Origin of the sequence: Pseudomonas sp. SC11 (genome assembly GCF_047039205.1) — a bacterium.
GTDB lineage: Bacteria > Pseudomonadota > Gammaproteobacteria > Pseudomonadales > Pseudomonadaceae > Aquipseudomonas > Aquipseudomonas boreofloridensis.
Map to the genome: position 1 here is coordinate 3,789,046 of NZ_CP178183.1, position 21,981 is coordinate 3,811,026.

A 21,981-nucleotide genomic window follows, 5' to 3' on the forward strand; every position below is an offset into this window, starting at 1 on the left:
CAGCTCAGGCTTGCTGCCGGCCCGCCCCAGTTGGGGCAGCGATGTCACGGGTAATGGGTACGGCCGACGCTCAGAAGAACGCGTCGACGCGGAAATAGATCGGGTGCTCGCGGCGGGTCACCGCATCGGGGCGCTCCAGCGAACGAGCAAAGGTCGCGCTGGCAGCGAAGTACTGTCCGCGCACATTGAATTCCAGGGCGTTGCCACTCAGGCGCCCATGGTCATTGCCATTGCCATGCTGGCCCTTGATCACACCGGCGTCGTAGGCGAATGCCATGCCGTATTCGCGCAGCCAGGGCTGCAGCGCCGCCCAGGTAACCGGTCGGCGCCAGCGCAACTGGTTGCGCCAGTAGCCGCCGCTGTCACCGGTGAGGGTCTGATCCTTGAAACCACGCACCGAGGTCAGGCCACCGACACTGATGCGCTGGGCACTGTAGAGTGCGTCCTCGCTGCGTTGTTCGGTGGCCAGGCTGTCGAAGCTGAACTGCTCGCCCCACAGCGTGAATGGATGGAGGTAGCTCAGGGTCAGGGTGTACTTGTTGTAGCGCGACACCGGCTCGTTGCCGTGGGGATCGCCTGCACCCTGGGCGTCGAGCGCGCCGATGCCCTGCTGCCAGCCAGCATCGAGGTTGACGAAGGCATTGCCGATGCGCCGGCCATGGTTGATGCCAAGCTGGCGCTCGGTGATGCGAGTGCTGGAGACATCGATCAGGGTGTCGTCCAGGTAATTGCGCGCACGCAGGTGACTCACGCCGATGTTCACCGCCGTCTTGCTCAGGCTGTCGCGGTGGATCACCCGTTCGGCCTGGAGCTGGTGCACACTGTTGTCGCCGTCGAGCTTGTAGGGGAAACCGCTGGAGGTGTCGCGGGTGCGGTAGTCATTGTGGTTGTAGCTGTAGTTGAAGGTCCACCAACCCCACGGCAGGCTGTAGTTCAAGCCATGGCTGGCGGAATGACGCCAGTGGTCGCTGACCACGTCGCGCCCGCCCCTGAGGCTCAGTTGATCGGCCAGGCCCAGCGGGCTGTCCCACTCCAGGCCCAGGTTCATCTGCTGCTCGCCGCTGCTGGCATCGCCATTGTTGTGCCGGCTGGCCGAGACCCGCCAGGGCTTTTCACGCTGGCCCTTGAGCTGCACACGGCTACCACCCACCTCCTGGCCGGGCACCAGCTCGACTTCGACCTGACGCGATGGCAAGCGACCAAGCTGGTCGACCATCTGCTCCATGTCGCGCAGGTTGAGCACTTCGCCCACCTGGCCGGGAAAGGCCATCGCCATTTCCCGTGGGCTGGCAAGCGCTGAGCTGTCGAGGCCTTCCAGGCGCCCTTCCACGACGATGATCTGCAGGACGCCCGAACCCAGCTCCTGCTGCGGCAGATAGGCGCGGGTGGTCAGGTAACCGCGGTCGATATAGTGATCGGTGATGCGCTTGAGCAGCCCGTTGAGCTCAACCACCTGCAGGCAGTGGTCCTCATAGCCCTGGACCAGAGCCAGGCGTTGCCGTTCGCTGATCAGGGACGCGCCTTGCAGCTCGACGCGGCGGATCTGGAAGCAGCGCCCTGACTCCGCTGGGGTCACGGTGGGCTGAGGGGCCTGCTTGCCGGGCAGTTGCTGCAATTCATCAAGGCGCTTGCGCTGCTCTTGCAGAAGGTTTTCCTGACGTTCACGAATCAGGTCGCGGTCGCCGGGTGACTGGAAGGGCGCCGCACTGGCCCATAGCGGTAGGCACGCAAGGCCGGTAGCCAGCGCACGGAAAAAAAGGGACATGCAAGTAATCCATCACTTGAGAACTGATCGCATCAATGCGAGAGGGAGCGAAGGATACAAGAGCAGGCACAGGTCTTCAATTCGCCATGCACTGCTTTGGGGCGAACGCTGACAGGCCTTCGTGTGCGCACACCGAAAGGAAACGGGACAGGGGGTTTTGACGAGGCTTCGGGCAATGGCTACAACATGAAAAAAGCCCGCCAGTGTGGAAGCGGGCAAGGACCTACGAAGATTCTTCAGCGACCCACTAGCTGCCTCGATAGGTCGAATAGCTGTAAGGCGAGATCAACAGCGGCACGTGGTAGTGCTCCTGAGCTTCCTCGATGCCGAAGCGCAGCACCACGACATCGAGAAACGCGGTGTCCGGCAGCGCCACGCCACGCGCCCGGTAGTAGTCGCCGGCACTGAACTGCAACTGATACACGCCGGTGCGGTACGCATTGCCTTCGAGCAACGGTGCATCGACCCGACCATCGCTGTTGGTCAGCGCGCTGTTGACCAGCGTCAGTTGTTGGCCTTCGACGCGGTACAGCTCGACTCGGATCGAGCTCCCCGGACAGCCGTGGGCGGCGTCCAGCACATGTGTAGTCAAACGTCCCATCTGCGTATTGCCTCTTGTCATTGGCCTGGGCAAAAGATAGACGGCATGCACCTGCGCGGGGCAAGCGCTTGCCGGAACGGGGCCAATTAAGACACTTGAATCGCAGATTGTACACAATTTTTTAAGCCACTTTCCCCGTCTGCGCCGCTGCATCGGGATCTCCCGACGTCAGGCGGAAAACTCAAGGCCGGCATCAAGGCCGGTCAGATTAGCTGACCAATCAGGCAAGTTTCTTGCAAGGGGCTGAGCAGATGTCCAAGGACGACAAAAACGAAGAATTGCGGCAAATCGGGCTTACAAATGGCCGAACAAGTTGTATACAATCGTCCCACTCCGGTGCCTGCGACAACCCGCCGCGGTCAGCACCTAGCCTCTACGTTCATAAGGAAGACTGCATGAGCGCTGACTACCCTCGCGACATGATCGGCTACGGCAACACGCCTCCTCACCCGCACTGGCCGGGCAACGCCCGCATCGCCTTGTCCTTCGTGCTCAACTACGAAGAAGGTGGCGAGCGCTGCATCCTGCATGGCGACAAGGAGTCCGAAGCCTTCCTCTCCGAGATGGTGGCGGCGCAACCGCTGCAAGGCGTACGCAACCAGAGCATGGAGTCGCTCTACGAATACGGCAGCCGGGCCGGCGTCTGGCGCCTGCTGCGGCTGTTCAAGGACAGCGGCGTGCCGCTGACCATCTTCGCCGTGGCCATGGCCGCCCAGCGCCACCCGGACGTGATTCGCGCCATGGTCGAGGCCGGCCACGAGATCTGCAGCCACGGCTATCGCTGGATCGACTACCAGTACATGGACGAGGCCCAGGAGCGCGAGCACATGCTCGAAGCCATCCGCATCCTCACCGAGATCACCGGCGAACGCCCGCTGGGCTGGTACACCGGCCGCACCGGCCCCAACACCCGGCGTCTGGTGATGGAGGAAGGCGGCTTCCTCTACGACAGCGACACCTACGACGACGACCTGCCCTACTGGGAAAAGAACACCCCCACCGACAAGCCGCACCTGGTGATCCCCTACACCCTGGACACCAACGACATGCGCTTCACCCAGGTGCAGGGCTTCAACTGCGGCGAGCAATTCTTCCAGTACCTCAAGGACGCGTTCGACGTGCTCTACGCCGAGGGCGCCGAGGCGCCGAAGATGCTTTCCATTGGCCTGCACTGCCGCCTGGTCGGCCGTCCGGCGCGCCTGGCTGCGCTCAAGCGCTTCGTCGACTACGCGAAAAGCCACGAGCAAGTCTGGTTCGCCCGGCGCGTGGACATCGCCCGTCACTGGCACGCCACCCACCCCTACACGCCCGAGAACGCCCGATGAGCGCCTTCAAAACCGTCACCCCTTCGACCCTGAGCCGCGACGCGTTCGTCGCCGCCTTCGCCGACATCTACGAGCACTCGCCGTGGGTCGCCGAGCGGGCCTTCGACCAAGGCGAGCGCACTGCGTTGGACCAGATCGAGGCCCTGCACCAGCGCATGAGCGCGGTGCTGCTGGCCGCCAGCCACGCCGAGCAACTGGCGCTGATCAATGCGCACCCGGACCTGGCCGGCAAAGCGGCGGTGCGTGGCGAGCTGACCGAGTCGAGCACCAACGAGCAGGCCGGCGCCGGCATTCACCTGTGCACGGCCGAGGAATTCGCTCGTTTCACCGAGCTCAATCACGTCTACAAGGCAAAATTCCAGTTTCCGTTCATCATGGCGGTCAAAGGCAGCGACCGGCACCAGATCCTCGCCGCCTTCGAGCAGCGCATCCATAACGATGCCGACGCCGAGTTCCGCGAGGCGCTGGCGCAGATCAACCAGATCGCCCTGTTCCGTCTGCAGCAATTGTGAGGCCTGGCCGAACACGGCCTCGCCCCTTGACCGATAACGACTACAAGAGAAAACCGCATGCGTACCCTGATGATCGAGCCGCTGACCAAAGAAGCCTTCGCCCCCTTCGGTGACGTGATCGAAACCGACGGCAGCGACCACTTCATGATCAACAACGGCTCGACCATGCGCTTCCACAAGCTCGCCACGGTACAAACCGCCGAGCCGGAAGACCGGGCGATCATCAGCATCTTCCGCGCCGATGCCCTGGAGATGCCATTGACCATCCGCATGCTGGAGCGCCATCCGCTGGGCAGCCAGGCCTTCGTGCCGCTGCTGGGCAACCCCTTTCTGATCGTGGTCGCGCCACTTGGCGATGCACCTGTATCAGGTCTGGTCCGCGCCTTCCGTAGCAACGGCAGGCAGGGCGTCAATTACCATCGCGGCGTCTGGCACCACCCGGTGCTGACGATCGAAAAGCGGGATGACTTCCTGGTGGTTGATCGCAGTGGTTCCGGCAACAACTGCGACGAGCATTACTTCCCCGAGGAGCAGATGTTGATCCTCGATCCCCACCAATAAGAGAAGGTCGGTCATCACAGGTCCGCGGCCTGCCGGTGACCGGCAGAGGTACATACTGTGGAAGCACATCTTCACGAATGGCTGAACCTGAGCATTCGCTGGGTTCACATGATCACCGGCGTGGCCTGGATCGGTGCATCGTTCTACTTCGTCTGGCTGGAGAACAACCTCAACCGCAGCAACCCGCGCGACGGCCTGTCGGGCGACTTGTGGGCCATCCACGGCGGCGGCATCTACCACCTGGAGAAATACAAGCTCGCACCGCCGAAAATGCCCGATGACCTGCACTGGTTCAAATGGGAGGCGTATTTCACCTGGATGTCGGGCATCGCTTTGCTCTGCGTGGTGTTCTACTGGAACCCGACCCTCTACCTGCTCGCCCCCGGCAGCAGCCTGAGCGGCGCCGAGGGCGTGGCCATCGGCATCGGCTCGCTGGTGGCGGGCTGGTTCGTCTACGACTTCCTCTGCGATTCGCCCTTGGGCAAGCGCCCCGCCCTGCTCGGCGGCGTGCTGTTCGTGCTGATCATCGCCGCCTGCTGGGGCTTCAGCCTGGTGTTCAGCGGACGCGGCGCCTACCTGCACACCGGGGCGATCATCGGCACCATCATGGTCGGCAACGTGTTCCGCATCATCATGCCGGCCCAGCGCCAGTTGGTCGCGGCGATCGCTGCCAACCAGACGCCTGATCCCTTGCTTCCGGCCAAGGGCCTGCTGCGTTCGCGGCACAACAACTACTTCACCCTGCCGGTGCTGTTCATCATGATCAGCAACCATTTTCCAAGCACCTACGGCAGCCAGTACAACTGGTTGATCCTGGCCGGGATCGCGGTGGCAGCGGTGCTGGTACGGCATTACTTCAACACCCGCCATGCCAGCAACCAGTACGCCTGGACCCTGCCAGCCGGCGCCCTGGCGATGATCTGCCTGGCCTACGTGACCGCGCCCAAGCCCCTGCCGACCAGCCCCGAGCAGGCCGCCGCGCCGATCCAGTACCAGCCGCTGCCGGCCAGTGCCGTGGGCGGCAAGACCGCCGCCGAGCACCGCGCCGAGGCCGCAGCCAAGGCGGCCGAAGCCCCCGCCGCCCCGGCCCAGGCCGCTGCCCAGGCTGAGCCCGGCAACTTCGAGGCGATCCATCACGTGATCCAGGAACGCTGCACCGTGTGCCATTCGTCCAAACCCACCAGCCCGCTGTTCAGCACGGCTCCGGCCGGGGTGATGTTCGACACGCCACAGCAGATCCAGACCCAGGCCGCGCGCATCCAGGCACAGGCCGTGGCCAGCCAGATCATGCCGCTGGGCAACATCACCCAGATGACCGTGGAGGAGCGCAAGCTGGTCGGCGACTGGATCGCCAAGGGTGCGCCGGTCAACTAGCGGCTTGCGCAGGCCCGTCGCGATAGCCGACCGGCCTGCGCTGCACCACAGACACAAAAGCAAGCATCGAGCGTTCGGCTCCCCCGGCACATCCAGGCCTTCATGCGAAGCGCCTGGCGCCGGGCGCCGCCCGCTTGGATCCGAGAATAAGAACAACACTCGAGGTGCTGCATGTCCACGTCACCGCAGGCGTCCATTCCCGTCGCGCCGCCACGACAACCCCTGCCCCTGGCCCAGCTCATCCTGGTGGCCCTGCAACATGTGCTGCTGATGTACGGCGGCGCCATCGCCGTGCCGCTGATCATCGGCCAGGCCGCGGGTCTGTCACGCGAGGAAATCGCCTTCCTGATCAACACCGACCTGCTCGTGGCCGGGGTCGCGACCGTCATCCAGTCGCTGGGCATCGGCCCGGTCGGCATCCGCATGCCGGTGATGATGGGTGCCAGCTTCGCCGCCGTCGGCAGCATGGTGGCCATGGCCGGCATGCCCGGCGTGGGCCTGCAGGGCATCTTCGGCGCGACCATCGCCGCCGGCCTGTTCGGGCTGCTCATCGCGCCGTTCATGTCCAGGGTGGTGCGGTTCTTCCCGCCGCTGGTCACCGGCACGGTGATCACCGCCATTGGCCTGTCGCTGTTCCCGGTGGCGGTCAACTGGGCCGGTGGTGGTCAGCAGGCGGACAGCTTCGGCGCGCCCATCTACCTCATGGTCGCCGGCCTGGTGCTCGCGGTGATCCTGCTGATCAACCGCTTCATGCGCGGCTTCTGGGTCAACGTCTCGGTGCTGGTCGGCATGGGCCTGGGCTACGTGCTGGCCGGCTGCATCGGCATGGTCGATCTGTCGGGCCTGGCCCAGGCGCCATGGTTGCAGGTGGTCACGCCGCTGCACTTCGGCCTGCCGACCTTCAGCCTGGCACCGATCCTGTCGATGTGCCTGGTGGTGGTGATCATCTTCGTCGAGTCCACCGGCATGTTCCTGGCCCTGGGCAAGGTCACCGATCGGCCGGTCACGCCCGGCATGCTGCGCCGCGGCCTGTTGTGCGATGCCGGCGCTTCGTTCGTGGCCGGTTTCTTCAACACCTTCACCCATTCCTCCTTCGCCCAGAACATCGGCCTGGTGCAGATGACCGGCGTGCGCTGCCGCTCGGTCACGGCGGTCGCCGGTGTCTTGCTGATGCTGCTCAGCCTGCTGCCCAAGGCGGCGTTCCTGATTGCGTCGATCCCACCGGCGGTACTGGGCGGTGCGTCGATCGCCATGTTCGGCATGGTCACGGCCACGGGCATCAAGATTCTGCAGGAAGCGGACATCAGCGACCGTCGCAATCAACTGCTGGTGGCGGTGAGCATAGGCTTCGGCCTGATACCGGTGGTGCGTCCGGAATTCTTCGCGCAGATGCCGACCTGGATGGAGCCGATCACCCACAGTGGCATCGCCATGGCCACCCTCAGCGCGTTGCTGTTGAACCTGCTGTTCAACATTCTTGGCGGCGCCGAGCGGGCCGCCCACACCAGGGTGTGTCACCGGCACTGAGACAGCGCCGACCCCGTCGATCCGGGGCGCTCGGCACAGGCGATGGCGCGTCACGCCTGACAACCTGACCGAACGCCCAGTTTTGCGACAGCACGCTCCAGGAAGGAGCACTTGAGGCCCGGCGCGCAAGCCAGTAATCTGCGCGCCCCCCTCGCTCAGGGCAGGTCGGATCCTGCCCGCGTTTACTGACCGCTCAGTCAATGAATTCGGGCGGTTGGTCGATGTCGTGCCAGCCAGTAGCACCCTTTTTCATCCGTTCAGAACGCCGTCGAGCAGGATGGCTGCGACCGACCCGCAAAAGTTGGCGCAGCACTTGCCAGGGAGCTGTGGCCCACGCTTCAAACCTGACCAAAAAGACAGAAAAAGCGCCGACACGAGCGCTGACACACATCCACTCAAGGGAGCGACCTCAACCATGCGGATTCTTAACAGCCTGATCCTCGCCGGCGGCCTGCTGGCCTGCGCCACCAGCCACGCCGGTGACCTGCTGAACTGGCAGAACAACAGCCTGACCTACCTATGGGGCAAGAACTTCAAGGTCAACCCTGAAACCCAGCAGACCCTGACCTTCGAGCACGCCGACTCCTGGAAGTACGGCGACAACTTCCTGTTCGTCGACAAGATCTTCTACCAGGGCAAGAAAGACGGGAACAACGGCGCCAACACCTACTACGGTGAGATCTCCCCGCGCCTGTCGTTCGGCAAGATCTTCGATCAGAAGCTGGCCTTCGGCCCCGTGACCGACGTGCTCTTGGCCATGACCTACGAGTTCGGCGAAGGCGATACCGAGTCGTACCTGATCGGCCCCGGCTTCGACCTGGCCGTGCCGGGCTTCGACTACTTCCAGCTCAACTTCTACCACCGCACCACCGACGGCAGCCGCCCGGGCGATCATGTCTGGCAGATCACCCCGGTGTGGGGCTACACCCTGCCGGTGGGCGCCTCCGACGTGCTGATCGACGGCTTCATGGACTGGGTGGTGGACAACGACCGCAATGGGCGCGGCAGCTACCACGCCAACCTGCACTTCAACCCGCAGGTGAAGTACGACCTGGGCAAGGCGCTGCACATGGGTGAAAAACAGTTGTACGTGGGTATCGAGTACGACTACTGGAGCAACAAGTACGGCATCAAGGACAGCGATGCCTTCACCACCGACCAGAACACCATGAGCCTGCTGGTCAAGGTGCACTTCTGAAGGTGGCGCGGGCTGCTGGTCAGCCCGCGTCCTGCGCCGGACGGTTTACGCCGCCTGGCGCTGGCGAAGCTTGGAAAAGCCGCCGACAACCAGCGCCGTGATGAAGCCGGCCACCGCGCCGACCACGCCGAACAGGGCATATTTGACCACCGGCCCCCAGGCGCCGCTGGCCGCCACGAGCGACTCCAGGGCCTGCTCCAACGGGTGGATGCCTTCGGCGATGAACGTACCGCCCACCAGGAACATGGCCACCGTGCCGATCCAGGACAGCGCCTTCATCAGCATCGGCGCCGCGGCCACCAGGCCCCGCCCCACGCTTTTCACGCACCGCCCCCACAGCCCCTGGGCCTTGGACTTGGCCAGGGCGAAGCCAGCGTCATCCAGCCGCACGATGCCGGCGACCAGGCCGTAGACACCGACCGTCATCAACAGGGCGATGATCACCAGCGTGAGAATCTGCTGGTACAACGGCGCCTCGGCCACCACGTTCAAGGTGATGACGATGATTTCGGCGCTGAGGATGAAGTCGGTCTTGATCGCCCCCTTGATCTTGCGCTGTTCGTACTCGGCAAGCGCCTCGGCGCTGCGCGGCACCGATTTGCTGGCCTGCGCCTCATCGCCGGGCTTGTCGCGTGACAGCTTGTCCTTGATCGCCTCAAAGCCCTCGTAGCACAGGTACAGGCCGCCAGCCATGAGCAGCCATTTGACCGCCGCTGGCAGCACGGTGCTGAGTATCAGCGCGCACGGCACCAGAATGGCCTTGTTCCTCAGCGAGCCCTTGAACACCGCCCACACCACCGGCAATTCCCGGTCCGCCTTCATGCCGGTGACCTGCTCGGCATTGACCGCCAGGTCGTCGCTGAGCACGCTGGCGGACTTCTTCGCCGCCACCTTGCTCATCAGCGAAATATCGTCCAGAAGGGCCGCGATATCATCCAACAACGCGAAAAAACTGCTGCCTGCCATTGCTTTTACCCTTGATAGATTCGTGCCGTGTCAGCACCTCGGCGAGGCCATCCGACCGGCCTGCCGAGCGCATGATACGCGACGGAGACCACCCAGGCCGTTACCTTGAGCGGTTCTGCGGCACGGTGCTACCATGCCTGCTCGCTCTTAGAGGCGGCCAGTCACAGGAAGATCCACAGACCATGAGCACGATTCGCGAGCGCAACAAGGAACTGATCCTGCGCGCGGCCAGCGAGGAATTCGCCGACAAGGGCTTCGCGGCGACCAAGACCAGCGACATCGCGGCCAAGGCCGGGCTGCCCAAGCCGAATGTCTACTACTACTTCAAGTCCAAGGAAAACCTCTACCGCGAGGTGCTGGAAAGCATCATCGCACCGATCATGCAGGCCTCCACGCCGTTCAATGCCGAGGGCGATCCGCAGGAAGTGCTCAGCAACTACATCCGCTCGAAGGTCCGCATCTCCCGCGACCTGCCCCATGCGTCCAAGGTGTTCGCCAGCGAGATCATGCACGGCGCACCGCACCTGTCGCCGTCGCAGGTGGAGCAGCTCAACGAGCAGGCCCGGCACAACATCGAATGCATCCAGCGCTGGATCGAACGCGGGCAGATCGCTCCGGTCGATCCGCACCACCTGATGTTCAGCATCTGGGCCGCGACCCAGACCTACGCGGACTTCGACTGGCAGATCGCCGTGGTCACCGGCAAGGCGAAACTCAGCGACAGCGACTACGACGCGGCCGCCGACACCATCATCCGCCTGGTGCTCAAGGGTTGCGAGCCGGAGCCTGCGTGAACATCCCCCGGGCCTTCACCTGCCAAGGGCCCGACACTGCCCGCCGGCTCACACCGCCGCGCCCGCATCTGCGCGCAAGCCCAGCGACTCGATCGCACTGATCGCGCACTGCTCGTCGACATCCGAGGTATCGCCACTGATGCCCAGCGCGCCCAGCACCGTGCCGGCCTGATCGCGAATCAGCACGCCTCCCGGCGCCGGTACCACGGCGCCGTCACCCAGCCCGTTGAGCGCGGCGAAGAACGCCGGGCGCTGCTGCGCGTCCAGCGCCAGCAGGCGCGACCCCTTGCCCAGCGCCACCGCGCCCCAGGCCTTGGCCGTGGCCAGTTGCGGACGCAGCAGGCTGGCCCCGTCCTCGCGCTGCAAGGCCAGCAGATGCCCGCCGGCGTCCAGCACGGCCACGGTGAGAGGGGCCGCGTCGATCCGGCGTCCAGCGCAGAGCGCGGCGTGGACCAGGGTGTTGGCGACGTTGAGGGTGAGTGCAGTCATGGGAGGTCCTTTTATTGTTGTGTGGAGCCGGAATGCAGGCGAACCAATAGAGCACAGAATAATAGATATTTGTATACAATAATTTCGATCAATTAGGCTGGCGCTCCGGCACGTTCACACTGCGTCGTGCCCCTCTTGCAGCCCGCAGCCGTCCGCGAGAATTGCCCGAAAACCTGAGCTCACACGGTAGATAGGGGAGCGGCCTGGTGTCGCGACAGGGCTGCAAAGCAGCACCAATCAAGCGCTACGCCCACTCATCGATTCGATCTGCTGAGCATCCGATGAAAACCCATTGACCTTGAACTCAGACCATGAATACACTCGTCCGCAAGTCGTGTTGTATACAATTACAAAATAAATGAGGCACAAGACATGAGCAAAATGAGAGCAATCGATGCCGCCGTACTGGTCATGCGCCGGGAAGGCGTCGACACCGCCTTCGGCATTCCCGGCGCGGCGATCAACCCGCTGTACTCGGCCCTGAAGAAGGTTGGCGGCATCGATCACGTCCTCGCCCGCCATGTCGAAGGGGCCTCGCACATGGCTGAAGGCTATACCCGCGCCAACCCCGGCAACATCGGGGTGTGCATCGGCACCTCCGGTCCTGCCGGCACCGACATGGTCACCGGCCTGTACAGTGCCTCGGCCGACTCCATCCCCATCCTCTGCATCACCGGCCAGGCGCCGCGCTCGCGCCTGCACAAGGAAGACTTCCAGGCGGTGGACATCACCAGCATCGTCAAGCCGGTGACCAAGTGGGCGACCACCGTGCTGGAGCCAGGCCAGGTGCCCTACGCCTTCCAGAAAGCCTTCCACGAAATGCGCAGCGGCCGCCCCGGCCCGGTGCTGATCGATTTGCCGTTCGACGTGCAGATGGCCGAGATCGAGTTCGACATCGAAGCCTACGAACCGCTGCCGGTGCACAAGCCCTCGGCCACGCGCATCCAGGCGGAAAAGGCCCTGGCACTGCTCAACGACGCCGAACGCCCGCTGTTGGTGGCCGGTGGCGGCATCATCAATGCCGATGCCAGCGACAAGCTGGTGGCATTCGCCGAACTGACCGGCGTGCCGGTGATTCCGACCTTGATGGGCTGGGGCTGCCTGCCCGACGATCATCCGCAGATGGTCGGCATGGTCGGGCTGCAAACCTCGCACCGCTACGGCAATGCCACTTTGCTCAAATCCGACCTGGTGTTCGGCATCGGCAACCGCTGGGCCAACCGCCATACCGGCTCCGTGGAGGTCTACACCGAGGGCCGCCGCTTCATTCACGTGGACATCGAGCCCACCCAGATCGGCCGGGTGTTCACCCCGGACCTGGGGATCGTCTCCGATGCCGGCGCGGCGCTCGATGCATTCATCGAGGTGGCCCGCGAGTGGCAGGCGGCCGGCAAGCTCAAGTGCCGCAAGGACTGGTTGCAGGACTGCCAGCAGCGCAAGGCCAGCCTGCAACGCAAGACCCACTTCGACCAGGTGCCGGTCAAGCCGCAGCGGGTGTACCAGGAGATGAACCAGGTGTTCGGCAAGGACACCTGCTATGTCAGCACCATCGGCCTGTCGCAGATCGCTGGCGCGCAGTTCCTGCATGTGTACAAGCCACGGCACTGGATCAACTGCGGCCAGGCCGGCCCGCTGGGCTGGACCATCCCCGCCGCCCTCGGCGTGGTCAAGGCCGATCCTGGGCGCCAGGTGGTGGCGCTGTCGGGCGACTACGATTTCCAGTTCATGATCGAGGAACTGGCCGTGGGCGCGCAGTTCAACCTGCCCTATGTCCACGTGCTGGTGAACAACGCCTACCTCGGCCTGATCCGCCAGGCCCAGCGTGGCTTCGACATGGACTACTGTGTTCAACTCGCCTTCGAGAACATCAACGCCACCGAGGCCGGCAACTACGGCGTGGACCACGTCGCGGTGGTCGAGGGCCTGGGCTGCAAGGCACTGCGGGTGTTCGAGCCGAACGACATCGCCCCGGCCCTGCGCAAGGCGCAGGAAATGGCCCAGCAGTTGCGCGTACCGGTGGTGGTCGAGGTGATACTCGAGCGCGTGACCAATATTTCCATGGGCACCGAGATCAATGCGGTCAACGAATTCGAAGACCTGGCGCTGGTCGGCAACGACGCGCCGACCGCCCTCTCGCTGCTCGACTGACTGCCCACGCCCCGCCCAGGCGGGGCCTGCCCACGCAAGGAGACTCCCATGCCGCGCTTTGCCGCCAACCTGTCCATGCTGTTCACCGAACATGACTTCCTGGCCCGCTTCAAGGCCGCCGCCGACGCGGGCTTCAGCGGTGTCGAATACCTGTTCCCCTACGACTTCAGCGCCCACGACATCCAGCGCGAGCTGCAGGCCCATGGCCTGACCCAGGTGCTGTTCAACCTGCCCGCCGGCGACTGGGCCAGCGGCGAGCGCGGCATCGCCTGCCACCCGGACCGGGTCGAGGAATTCCGCGCCGGCGTCGACAAGGCCATCGACTACGCCAAGGTGCTGGGCAATACCCAGGTCAACGCCCTGGCCGGCATCCGTCCGCCTGCGGCGAACGAGGCCAGCGTGCGCCAGACCTTCGTCGCCAACCTCCAGTACGCCGCCGACAAACTCCAGGCCGCCGGTATCCGTCTGGTCATGGAGATGATCAACACCCGTGACATCCCCGGCTTCTACCTGAACACCACGGCGCAGGCTCTGGAGATCCAGGCCGAAGTCGGCAGTGCCAACCTGTACCTGCAATACGACATCTACCACATGCAGATCATGGAAGGCGACCTGGCGCGCACGCTGCAAGCCAACCTGGCGCTGATCAACCACGTGCAACTGGCCGACAACCCCGGTCGCCACGAGCCCGGCACCGGCGAGATCAACTACCGCTTCCTGTTCGAGCACCTGGACCGGATCGGCTACCAGGGATGGGTGGGCGCCGAGTACAAGCCGCTGACCACGACCGAAGCCGGCCTGGGCTGGCTGAAGACCCAGGTGGGCGCGGGCGTGTCTCGCGAAAGCGCCCGCACAGACACCTCCATCGCCTGACCGAACGCATTCGCGGGGCAAGTCCGTTCCCACAGGGTTTCGTGGCAGCTCCGCGATCAGCTACCCACAACTCCAATAAAAAGAGGCACATTCTCATGGCCAAGATCGGCTTCATCGGCACCGGCATCATGGGCAAGCCCATGGCCCAGAACCTGCAAAAGGCAGGTCACAGCCTGTTCGTCTCCACCCACCACTCAGCGGCCCCCGCCGACCTGATCGCCGCCGGCGCGGTGGCCCTGGCCAACCCCAGGGAAGTGGCCCAGGAGGCCGAGTTCATCATCGTCATGGTGCCCGACACGCCGCAGGTCGAGGGGGTACTGTTCGGCGAGCAGGGCGTCGCCGAAGGCGTCGGCCCGAACAAGGTGGTGATCGACATGAGCTCGATTTCGCCCACCGCCACCAAGGCTTTCGCCGAGAAGATCGAGCGCAGCGGCGCAGCCTACCTGGACGCGCCGGTCTCAGGCGGCGAGGTCGGTGCCAAGGCCGCGACCCTGAGCATCATGGTCGGGGGTTGCGAAAAGGCCTTCGAGCGCGCCCTGCCGCTGTTCCAGGCCATGGGCAAGAACATCACCCGCGTCGGCGGCAGCGGCGACGGCCAGACCGCCAAGGTGGCCAACCAGATCATCGTCGCCCTGAATATCCAGGCGGTGGCCGAAGCCTTGTTGTTCGCTGCCAGAAATGGCGCCGACCCGGCCAAGGTGCGCGAGGCGCTGATGGGCGGCTTCGCCTCCTCGAAGATTCTCGAGGTACACGCCGAGCGCATGATCAAGGGCACCTTCGATCCAGGTTTCCGCATCAACCTGCACCAGAAAGACCTCAACCTGGCCCTGCAGGGCGCCAAGGAGCTGGGCATCAACCTGCCCAACACCGCCAACGCCCAGCAGGTGTTCAACACCTGCCAGGCCCTGGACGGCGGCAACTGGGACCACTCGGCGCTGATCAAAGGCCTCGAGCACATGGCCAACTTTTCCATTCGCGACTAGCCGCAGACTCGAGCGGCAAGCGGCAAGCTACAAGCTGCAAGATAAAGCAGATCGGCTTGCAGCTTGCAGCTTGTAGCTTGCCGCTTAGGAGAGTGCCATGTTGGTCGATGCACAGAAACGTCTGCTCGAATTGTTTGAAACGGCCATTGCGGCTGCACATCCTCGTCAGGTCCTTGAGGGCCATCTGCCTGCCGATCGCAGTGGGCGGGTCATCGTCATCGGCGCGGGCAAGGCTGCGGCGGCCATGGCCGAAGTGGTCGAGCAGTGCTGGCAGGGTGAGGTCAGCGGACTGGTGGTCACCCGCTACGGGCACGGCGCACGCTGCCAGAACATCGAAGTGGTCGAAGCGGCCCATCCGGTGCCCGACGCGGCCGGGCTGGCCGTGGCCACGCGGGTGCTGGCGCTGGTGAGCGACCTGACTGAAAAAGACCGGGTCATCTTTCTACTGTCCGGTGGCGGCTCCGCGCTGTTGGCGCTGCCCGCCGCGGGGCTGAGCCTGGCGGACAAGCAGCAGGTGAACAAGGCGCTGCTCAAGTCCGGCGCCACCATCGGCGAGATGAACTGCGTGCGCAAGCACCTCTCGGCGATCAAGGGTGGGCGTCTGGCCAAGGCCTGCTGGCCCGCCAGTGTCTACACCTACGCCATTTCCGATGTGCCGGGCGACCTGGCCACGGTCATTGCCTCCGGGCCGACCGTGGCCGATCCCAGCACCTCGGCCGACGCCTTGGCGATTCTCAAGCGCTACGCCATCGACGCGCCGCAGGCCGTGATCGACTGGCTGCACGACCCCGCGTCGGAAACCGTCAAGCCAGGCGACCCGGCGCTCAGTCGCAGCCATTTCCAACTGATCGCCAAGCCCCAGCAATCCCTGGAAGCCGCCGCAGTCGCCGCCCGCCGGGCCGGCTTCAGCCCACTGATCCTCGGCGACCTGGAGGGCGAGGCGCGCGAGGTGGCCAAGGTGCATGCCGGCATCGCCCGACAGATCGTCCTGCATGGCCAGCCGCTCAAGCCGCCCTGCGTGATTCTGTCCGGCGGCGAGACCACCGTCACCGTGCGCGGCACCGGCCGCGGCGGGCGCAATGCCGAATTCCTGCTGAGCCTCACCGACAGCCTCAAGGGACTGCCCGGCGTCTATGCCCTGGCCGGCGACACCGACGGTATCGACGGTTCGGAAGACAACGCCGGCGCCTTGATGACCCCGGACACCTACGACCGCGCCCAGGCCCTGGGCCTGTCGAGCAGCGCCGCGCTGGATGACAACGACGGCTACGGCTACTTCGCCGCACTCGACGCCCTGGTCGTCACCGAACCGACCCGCACCAACGTCAACGACTTCCGCGCCATTCTGATTCTCGAGGCCCCGCATCCATGACGCTCGACAAGAAAGTGAAGATCCTCGCGACCCTGGGGCCTGCCATCGGCAGCCGCGACGCGGTGCGCCAACTGGTCGAGGCCGGGGTCAACCTGTTTCGCCTTAACTTCAGCCACGGCGAGCACGCCGACCACGCCCTGCGCTACCAGTGGATCCGCGAGGTCGAGCAGCAGATGAACCGGCCGCTGGGCATCCTCATGGACTTGCAAGGGCCGAAGCTGCGCGTCGGGCGCTTCGCCGAAGGCCAGGTGCACTTGCAGCGCGGCCAGCACCTGCGCCTGGACCTGGACGAGACACCGGGCGACAGCCAGCGGGTCAACCTGCCGCACCCGGCGATCATCGCGGCGTTGCAGCCGGGCATGGACCTGCTGCTGGACGACGGCAAGCTGCGCCTGCGGGTTGTCGCCAAGCACGCCGAGGCCATCGATACCGAGGTGCTGGCCGGGGGCGAGTTGTCCGACCGCAAGGGTGTCAATGTGCCCCAGGCGCTGCTCGACCTCTCGCCACTCACCGACAAGGACCGCCGCGACCTGGCCTTCGGCCTGGAGCTGGGGGTGGACTGGGTGGCGTTGTCGTTCGTGCAGCGCCCGGAGGATATCGTCGAGGCCCGGCAACTGATCGGCGAGCGTGCCTACCTGATGGCCAAGATCGAGAAGCCTTCGGCGGTGGAGCACCTGCAGGCCATCGCCGAACTGGCCGATGCGATCATGATCGCCCGTGGCGACCTGGGTGTGGAAGTGCCGGCCGAGCAGGTGCCGCAGATCCAGAAACGCATCATCGGCACCTGCCGCCAGTTGGGCAAGCCAGTGGTGGTGGCCACGCAGATGCTCGAGTCCATGCGCTTTTCTCCGGCGCCGACCCGCGCCGAGGTCACCGATGTGGCCAATGCCGTGGCCGAAGGCGCCGATGCGGTGATGCTGTCGGCCGAGACGGCGTCCGGCGACTACCCGATGGAAGCGGTGCAGATGATGAGCAAGATCATTCGCCAGGTGGAGAACGGCCCGGACTACCAGGCCCAGCTCGACGTCGCCCGGCCCAAGGCCGAGGCCACGGTGTCGGACGCCATCAGCTGCGCCATCCGCCGTATCAGCGCCATCCTGCCGGTGGCGGTGCTGGTCAACTACAGCGAGTCGGGCGGCTCGACCCTGCGTGCCGCGCGCGAACGGCCGACGGCGCCGATCCTCAACCTGACGCCCAACCTGCGCACCGCCCGACGCCTGAGCCTGACCTGGGGCGTGCATTCGGTGGTCAACGACCGCCTGCATCAGGTCGACGAAATCTGTTCGACAGCGCTGGAGATCGCCCAGGCCCAAGGTATGGCCTGTCGCGGCGATACCTTGCTGATTACCGCCGGGGTGCCCTTCGGCAAACCGGGCACCACCAACACCTTGAGGATCGAGACCCTGATCTGACTGCCGGGGCGGCTACCCGCCGCCGCGCAGCGCACCACGACACGGCGCAAAACCGAGGCCCGAAGAGGCCCAGCGCCTTCCTGCCACCTTCACTGACTGCCCCATGTACACCAAGAACTTCGTCAACCCGTGCCCCGACTGGGCCACGGCCCTGCTCAACGGCTTCAGCCAGGTCCTGCTGCTGCGCAATCCCCTGTGCGGCGTGTGCTGCCTGCTGGCCATCCTGCTCACGGCGCCGGCCCTGGTCGGCGGCGCCCTGCTCGGCGCGCTCGCCGGGCTGCTCACGGCACAACGCCGAGGCTACGAGCGCGCCGACCGCCAGGCCGGGCTGTACAGCTACAACGGCGTGCTGATCGGCCTGCTGATCAGCGCCGTACTGCCGTGGTCGGCCATCCTGCCGCCCTTGATTCTCGCTGCCGGGGGCCTGTCGAGCATGCTCACGCACCAATGGCGCAAGCGCGGCGGGCCCTTGCTGACGGCCTACACGGCGCCGTTCGTGCTCCTGGGCTGGGCGGCCCTGGTACTCGCCGAACCCGCCGCGTCCGTGGTGGTGGCGAGCGAACCCGTGCAAGGCGTGCTGCGCGGGCTGGGCCAGGTGTTCCTGCTGGACGCGCCGCTGGCCGGACTGTTGATCGTACTCGGCCTGCTGATAGCCCATCCCTACGCGGCGCTCTGGGCCGTGCTCGGCTCGACGCTCGGCAGTGGCGCGGCCCTGCTGGCCGACCAGCCGCAGGCCGCGGCGCTGGGGCTGTACGGTTTCAACACCGCCCTGGGGGGGCTGGCGTTCAGCCGGCACGGTGAGCGTCCTTGGGTCACCCTGCTGGCCATCGCCCTGGCCCTGCTGGTGCAGGCCCTGTTCGCGCATGCCGCGCTGCCGTCGCTCACCGCACCCTTCGTCATCGCCTGCTGGCTGATGCACCTGGGCGGCCATCTCGCCGGGCTCGCGCGGCGGCGCAACGTGCAACGCTTGCACGGCTGAGAGCCAGGCCATAGGCTCAGCCGTTACGCCCTATGGAACGCTTCAGATGGACACACCTGCGAGCCTGCGCGAGCGGCTCTACGTCATCGTCTTCCAGTCCGACACGGTGGCTGGCCGACGCTTCGACAAAACCCTGCTGCTGATCATCCTCGCCAGCCTGGTCACGGTCATTCTCGACAGCATCGACGAGGTGCACCGCAGTTACTCAGGCTTGCTGGCAGGCATCGAGTGGGGCTTCACGGCGATCTTCCTCGCCGAATACCTGACGCGCCTGTACTGCTCGCCCAAGCCGCTGCGCTACGCCTTCAGCTTCTACGGGCTGGTCGACCTGCTGGCCATCGTGCCGGGGATCATCGCACTGTACTACAGCGACGCCCAGTACCTGCTGATCGTGCGGGTCATCCGCATGTTGCGCATTTTCCGCGTGCTCAAGCTCGGCCCCTACCTCAAGCAAGCGCACTACCTGCTCGATGCACTGCGCGGCAGCAAGCAGAAGATCATCGTGTTCCTGGTCAGCGTCTCGACCCTGGTGACGGTGTTCGGCACGCTGATGTACGTGATCGAAGGCCCCGAACATGGGTTCACCAGTATTCCCAAGGGTATCTACTGGGCCATCGTCACCCTGACCACCGTGGGCTTCGGCGACATCGTGCCCAGGACGCCGCTTGGCCAGGTGGTGTCCTCGATGGTGATGATCATCGGTTACTCGATCATCGCGGTGCCCACCGGCATCTTCACCGCCGAGTTGGCCAACGCCATGCGCGGCGAGCAGTTGCGCCACGACTGCCCCACCTGTGCCAAGAATACCCACGAGCCGGCGGCGGCATTCTGCTCGCGCTGCGGCAACCCGTTGTTTCCCAAGACCGGGCAGGCATAAGCAAAGTCCGTTTCGGTCTTTAAAGGCGCAAGAACCCACGGTTATAGTTGCTGGCAAATTGCCAAACTTTCACTCACAACAAGGATCGCCCGCTGTGAAAAAACTCTTCAGTGCCTCGCTGCTCGTCGCCGGGCTTACGCTGGGCACGCTGGCCCAGGCCGCACCGACGCTGCTGAACGTGTCCTACGACGTGATGCGCGACTTCTACAAGGACTACAACCCGGCATTCCAGAAGCACTGGGAGCAAGAGCACCAGGAGAAGGTCAATGTGCAGATGTCCTTCGGCGGCTCGAGCAAACAGGCGCGCGCGGTGATCGACGGCCTGCCGGCCGATGTGATCACCATGAACATGGCCACCGACATCAACGCGCTGGTCGACAACGGCAAGCTGATCCCGGACAACTGGGTCAGCCGTCTGCCGAACAACAGTGCGCCCTTCACCTCGGCCACCGTGTTCATCGTGCGCAAGGGCAACCCCAAGGCCCTGAAAGACTGGCCGGACCTGCTCAAGGACGGCGTCCAGGTGATCGTGCCGAACCCCAAGACCTCGGGCAACGGCCGCTACACCTACCTCTCGGCCTGGGGCTATGTGCTCAAGCAGGGCGGTGACGAGGCCAAGGCGCGCGAGTTCGTCGGCAAGCTGTTCAAGCAGGCGCCGGTGCTCGACACCGGGGGTCGCGCCGCCACCACCACGTTCATGACCAACCAGATCGGCGACGTGTTGGTGACCTTCGAGAACGAGGCGGAGATGATCGCCCGCGAATTTGGCCGCGATCAATTCGAGGTGGTCTACCCGAGCGTGTCGGCCGAGGCCGAGCCGCCGGTCAGCGTGGTCGACAAGGTGGTGGCCAAGAAGGGCACCCAGGCCGTGGCCGAGGAATACCTGAAATACCTGTGGTCGCCGGCGGCCCAGGAGATCGCCGCTCAGAACTACCTGCGCCCGCGCGATGCCACGGTTCTGGCCAAGTACACCGACCGCTTCCCGAAAGTCGATTTCCTCTCGGTGGAGAAGACCTTCGGCGACTGGCGCACCGTGCAGAAGACCCACTTCAACGACGGTGGCGTGTTCGACCAGATCTACACCGGCCAGTAATCAGGCCGCTGGCCCCGTCGCGGCAGCACCTGGCTGCCGCGACGGGGCCGCTTGACGCTAGAGCGAAATCGGTCGACGGCCCGCAAAGGCATGCGCCAGCGTGCCGCCATCGACCAGTTCCAGCTCGCCACCCAGCGGCACGCCGTGGGCGATGCGCGAAGCGGTCAGGCCCTTCTCGGCCAGCAACTGGGCGATGTAGTGCGCGGTGGCCTCGCCCTCCACGGTCGGGTTGGTCGCCAGGATCACCTCGGTGAAGGTGCCCTGCTCTTCTATGCGCGCCATCAACTGTGGAATGCCGATGGCCTCGGGGCCGAGGCCGTCGAGCGGCGACAGGTGCCCCTTGAGCACGAAGTAGCGGCCGCGATAGCCGGTCTGTTCCACCGCATACACGTCCATCGGCCCTTCCACCACGCACAGTTGGGTGTCGTCGCGCCGTGGGTCGGCGCATTGCGGGCACAGTTCCTGCTCGGTGAGGGTGCGGCACTGGCGACAGTGGCCAACGCCCTCCATGGCCTGGCCAAGGGCCTGGGCCAGGCGCGTGCCGCCGCTGCGGTCGCGTTCGAGCAACTGCAGGGCCATGCGCTGGGCGGTTTTCTGGCCGACGCCGGGGAGCACGCGCAGGGCGTCGATCAGTTGGCGGATCAAAGGGCTGAAGCTCATGGGGACAGGCCTGTCAGTGGTGCAGAATGAAGAAGGGAGCAGCGGTCAGAGGACCGTGCTCCCTGTAGGTGTCCGAGAACCCCTCAGAACGGCATCTTGAAGCCCGGCGGCAGTTGCATGCCAGCGGTCATGTTGCCCATCTTGTCCTGGCTGTTCTGCTCGATCTTGCGCACGGCGTCGTTCAGCGCCGCAGCGATCAGGTCCTCGAGCACTTCCTTGTCGTCCGGGTCGGTGGTCATCAGGCTGGCGTCGATATTGACCCGCTTGACGTCGTGACGACCGGTCATCACCACGCTGACCAGGCCGGCGCCGGACTGACCGGTGACTTCCGCATTGGCCAGTTCTTCCTGCATCTTGGCCATTTTTTCCTGCATCTGCTGGGCCTGCTTCATCAGGCCGGCCATGCCACCTTTCATCATGGGGAAATCCTCGATTGGGTCATGTATGCACCCGGCTCTGGGTCGGGTGCAGG

At 65.0% G+C, this 21,981-nt stretch carries 21 protein-coding genes; 15 read left to right on the forward strand and 6 right to left on the reverse strand.

Annotated features, from left to right (window positions below; genetic code table 11):
- Positions 1-70 precede the first annotated feature (70 nt).
- Both ACK2SD_RS16865 and uraH read right to left on the reverse strand, forming a co-directional pair.
- Complete coding sequence (locus ACK2SD_RS16865) at positions 71-1,765, reverse strand: ShlB/FhaC/HecB family hemolysin secretion/activation protein (protein ID WP_412460379.1); 1,695 nt, start codon at positions 1,763-1,765, stop codon at positions 71-73.
- A gap of 247 nt (positions 1,766-2,012) precedes the next feature.
- On the reverse strand, positions 2,013-2,366 hold the full coding sequence (uraH, locus tag ACK2SD_RS16870) for a hydroxyisourate hydrolase (protein WP_412460380.1): 354 nt from the start codon (positions 2,364-2,366) through the stop codon (positions 2,013-2,015).
- A gap of 395 nt (positions 2,367-2,761) precedes the next feature.
- On the opposite strand from uraH, the gene puuE reads away from it, so the two are divergent.
- The 6 genes from puuE to ACK2SD_RS16900 all read left to right on the forward strand — a co-directional run bounded on the left by puuE (position 2,762) and on the right by ACK2SD_RS16900 (position 8,863).
- The gene (gene puuE, locus ACK2SD_RS16875) at positions 2,762-3,691 is read left to right on the forward strand and encodes an allantoinase PuuE (protein WP_039576487.1); all 930 of its coding nucleotides are present in this window, start codon (positions 2,762-2,764) and stop codon (positions 3,689-3,691) included.
- Complete coding sequence (gene uraD, locus ACK2SD_RS16880; RefSeq protein ID WP_412460381.1) at positions 3,688-4,203, forward strand: 2-oxo-4-hydroxy-4-carboxy-5-ureidoimidazoline decarboxylase; 516 nt, start codon at positions 3,688-3,690, stop codon at positions 4,201-4,203. The genes puuE and uraD overlap by 4 nt, the downstream gene beginning before the upstream one ends.
- Positions 4,204-4,260: 57 nt before the next feature.
- Complete coding sequence (locus ACK2SD_RS16885; protein WP_029613865.1) at positions 4,261-4,764, forward strand: ureidoglycolate lyase; 504 nt, start codon at positions 4,261-4,263, stop codon at positions 4,762-4,764.
- A 57-nt stretch (positions 4,765-4,821) separates the two neighbouring features.
- Positions 4,822-6,138 (forward strand): urate hydroxylase PuuD, encoded by a 1,317-nt coding sequence (locus ACK2SD_RS16890; protein ID WP_412460382.1) that lies wholly within the window; start codon positions 4,822-4,824, stop codon positions 6,136-6,138.
- A gap of 171 nt (positions 6,139-6,309) precedes the next feature.
- Positions 6,310-7,665, forward strand: a complete 1,356-nt coding sequence (locus ACK2SD_RS16895; RefSeq protein WP_412460383.1) for a nucleobase:cation symporter-2 family protein — start codon at positions 6,310-6,312, stop codon at positions 7,663-7,665.
- A 415-nt stretch (positions 7,666-8,080) separates the two neighbouring features.
- Positions 8,081-8,863 (forward strand): outer membrane protein OmpK, encoded by a 783-nt coding sequence (locus ACK2SD_RS16900; RefSeq protein ID WP_039576476.1) that lies wholly within the window; start codon positions 8,081-8,083, stop codon positions 8,861-8,863.
- A gap of 45 nt (positions 8,864-8,908) precedes the next feature.
- Here the strand turns inward: ACK2SD_RS16900 and ACK2SD_RS16905 are convergent, their stop codons facing one another.
- Positions 8,909-9,829: a DUF808 domain-containing protein gene (locus ACK2SD_RS16905; protein WP_412460384.1), complete on the reverse strand. Its 921-nt coding sequence runs from the start codon at positions 9,827-9,829 to the stop codon at positions 8,909-8,911.
- A 182-nt stretch (positions 9,830-10,011) separates the two neighbouring features.
- Here ACK2SD_RS16905 and ACK2SD_RS16910 point away from each other — a divergent pair, with 182 nt between their 5' ends.
- Positions 10,012-10,623: a TetR/AcrR family transcriptional regulator gene (locus ACK2SD_RS16910; protein WP_029613870.1), complete on the forward strand. Its 612-nt coding sequence runs from the start codon at positions 10,012-10,014 to the stop codon at positions 10,621-10,623.
- Between the two features lie 48 nt (positions 10,624-10,671).
- Here the strand turns inward: ACK2SD_RS16910 and ACK2SD_RS16915 are convergent, their stop codons facing one another.
- Complete coding sequence (locus ACK2SD_RS16915; RefSeq protein WP_039576471.1) at positions 10,672-11,112, reverse strand: GlcG/HbpS family heme-binding protein; 441 nt, start codon at positions 11,110-11,112, stop codon at positions 10,672-10,674.
- Positions 11,113-11,484: 372 nt separating this feature from the next.
- Between ACK2SD_RS16915 and gcl the strand changes: the two genes are divergently transcribed.
- The 8 genes from gcl (at position 11,485) to ACK2SD_RS16955 (ending at position 20,849) form a co-directional block, all read left to right on the forward strand.
- Complete coding sequence (gcl, locus tag ACK2SD_RS16920) at positions 11,485-13,260, forward strand: glyoxylate carboligase (protein WP_412460385.1); 1,776 nt, start codon at positions 11,485-11,487, stop codon at positions 13,258-13,260.
- A 48-nt stretch (positions 13,261-13,308) separates the two neighbouring features.
- Positions 13,309-14,133, forward strand: coding sequence for a hydroxypyruvate isomerase (gene hyi, locus ACK2SD_RS16925; RefSeq protein ID WP_412460386.1), 825 nt, complete (start codon positions 13,309-13,311; stop codon positions 14,131-14,133).
- Between the two features lie 95 nt (positions 14,134-14,228).
- Positions 14,229-15,116, forward strand: a complete 888-nt coding sequence (locus tag ACK2SD_RS16930) for a 2-hydroxy-3-oxopropionate reductase (protein WP_116887873.1) — start codon at positions 14,229-14,231, stop codon at positions 15,114-15,116.
- A 97-nt stretch (positions 15,117-15,213) separates the two neighbouring features.
- On the forward strand, positions 15,214-16,488 hold the full coding sequence (locus tag ACK2SD_RS16935) for a glycerate kinase (RefSeq protein WP_412460387.1): 1,275 nt from the start codon (positions 15,214-15,216) through the stop codon (positions 16,486-16,488).
- On the forward strand, positions 16,485-17,900 hold the full coding sequence (gene pyk, locus ACK2SD_RS16940; protein ID WP_412460388.1) for a pyruvate kinase: 1,416 nt from the start codon (positions 16,485-16,487) through the stop codon (positions 17,898-17,900). The genes ACK2SD_RS16935 and pyk overlap by 4 nt, the downstream gene beginning before the upstream one ends.
- A gap of 103 nt (positions 17,901-18,003) precedes the next feature.
- A complete protein-coding gene (locus ACK2SD_RS16945) occupies positions 18,004-18,879 on the forward strand; it encodes an urea transporter (protein ID WP_412460389.1) in 876 nt (291 codons plus the stop codon).
- 46 nt (positions 18,880-18,925) lie between these two features.
- Entirely contained in the window at positions 18,926-19,756 is an 831-nt protein-coding gene (locus ACK2SD_RS16950) for an ion transporter (protein ID WP_029614612.1), read from the forward strand.
- Between the two features lie 94 nt (positions 19,757-19,850).
- On the forward strand, positions 19,851-20,849 hold the full coding sequence (locus tag ACK2SD_RS16955) for a sulfate ABC transporter substrate-binding protein (protein WP_317871878.1): 999 nt from the start codon (positions 19,851-19,853) through the stop codon (positions 20,847-20,849).
- A 57-nt stretch (positions 20,850-20,906) separates the two neighbouring features.
- Here the strand turns inward: ACK2SD_RS16955 and recR are convergent, their stop codons facing one another.
- Entirely contained in the window at positions 20,907-21,509 is a 603-nt protein-coding gene (gene recR, locus ACK2SD_RS16960) for a recombination mediator RecR (RefSeq protein ID WP_039576452.1), read from the reverse strand.
- Positions 21,510-21,592: 83 nt separating this feature from the next.
- Positions 21,593-21,928 carry a YbaB/EbfC family nucleoid-associated protein gene (locus ACK2SD_RS16965; protein ID WP_029614614.1) on the reverse strand — a complete coding sequence of 112 codons (336 nt, stop codon included), beginning with the start codon at positions 21,926-21,928 and terminating at the stop codon, positions 21,593-21,595.
- Between the last annotated feature and the right edge of the window lie 53 nt (positions 21,929-21,981).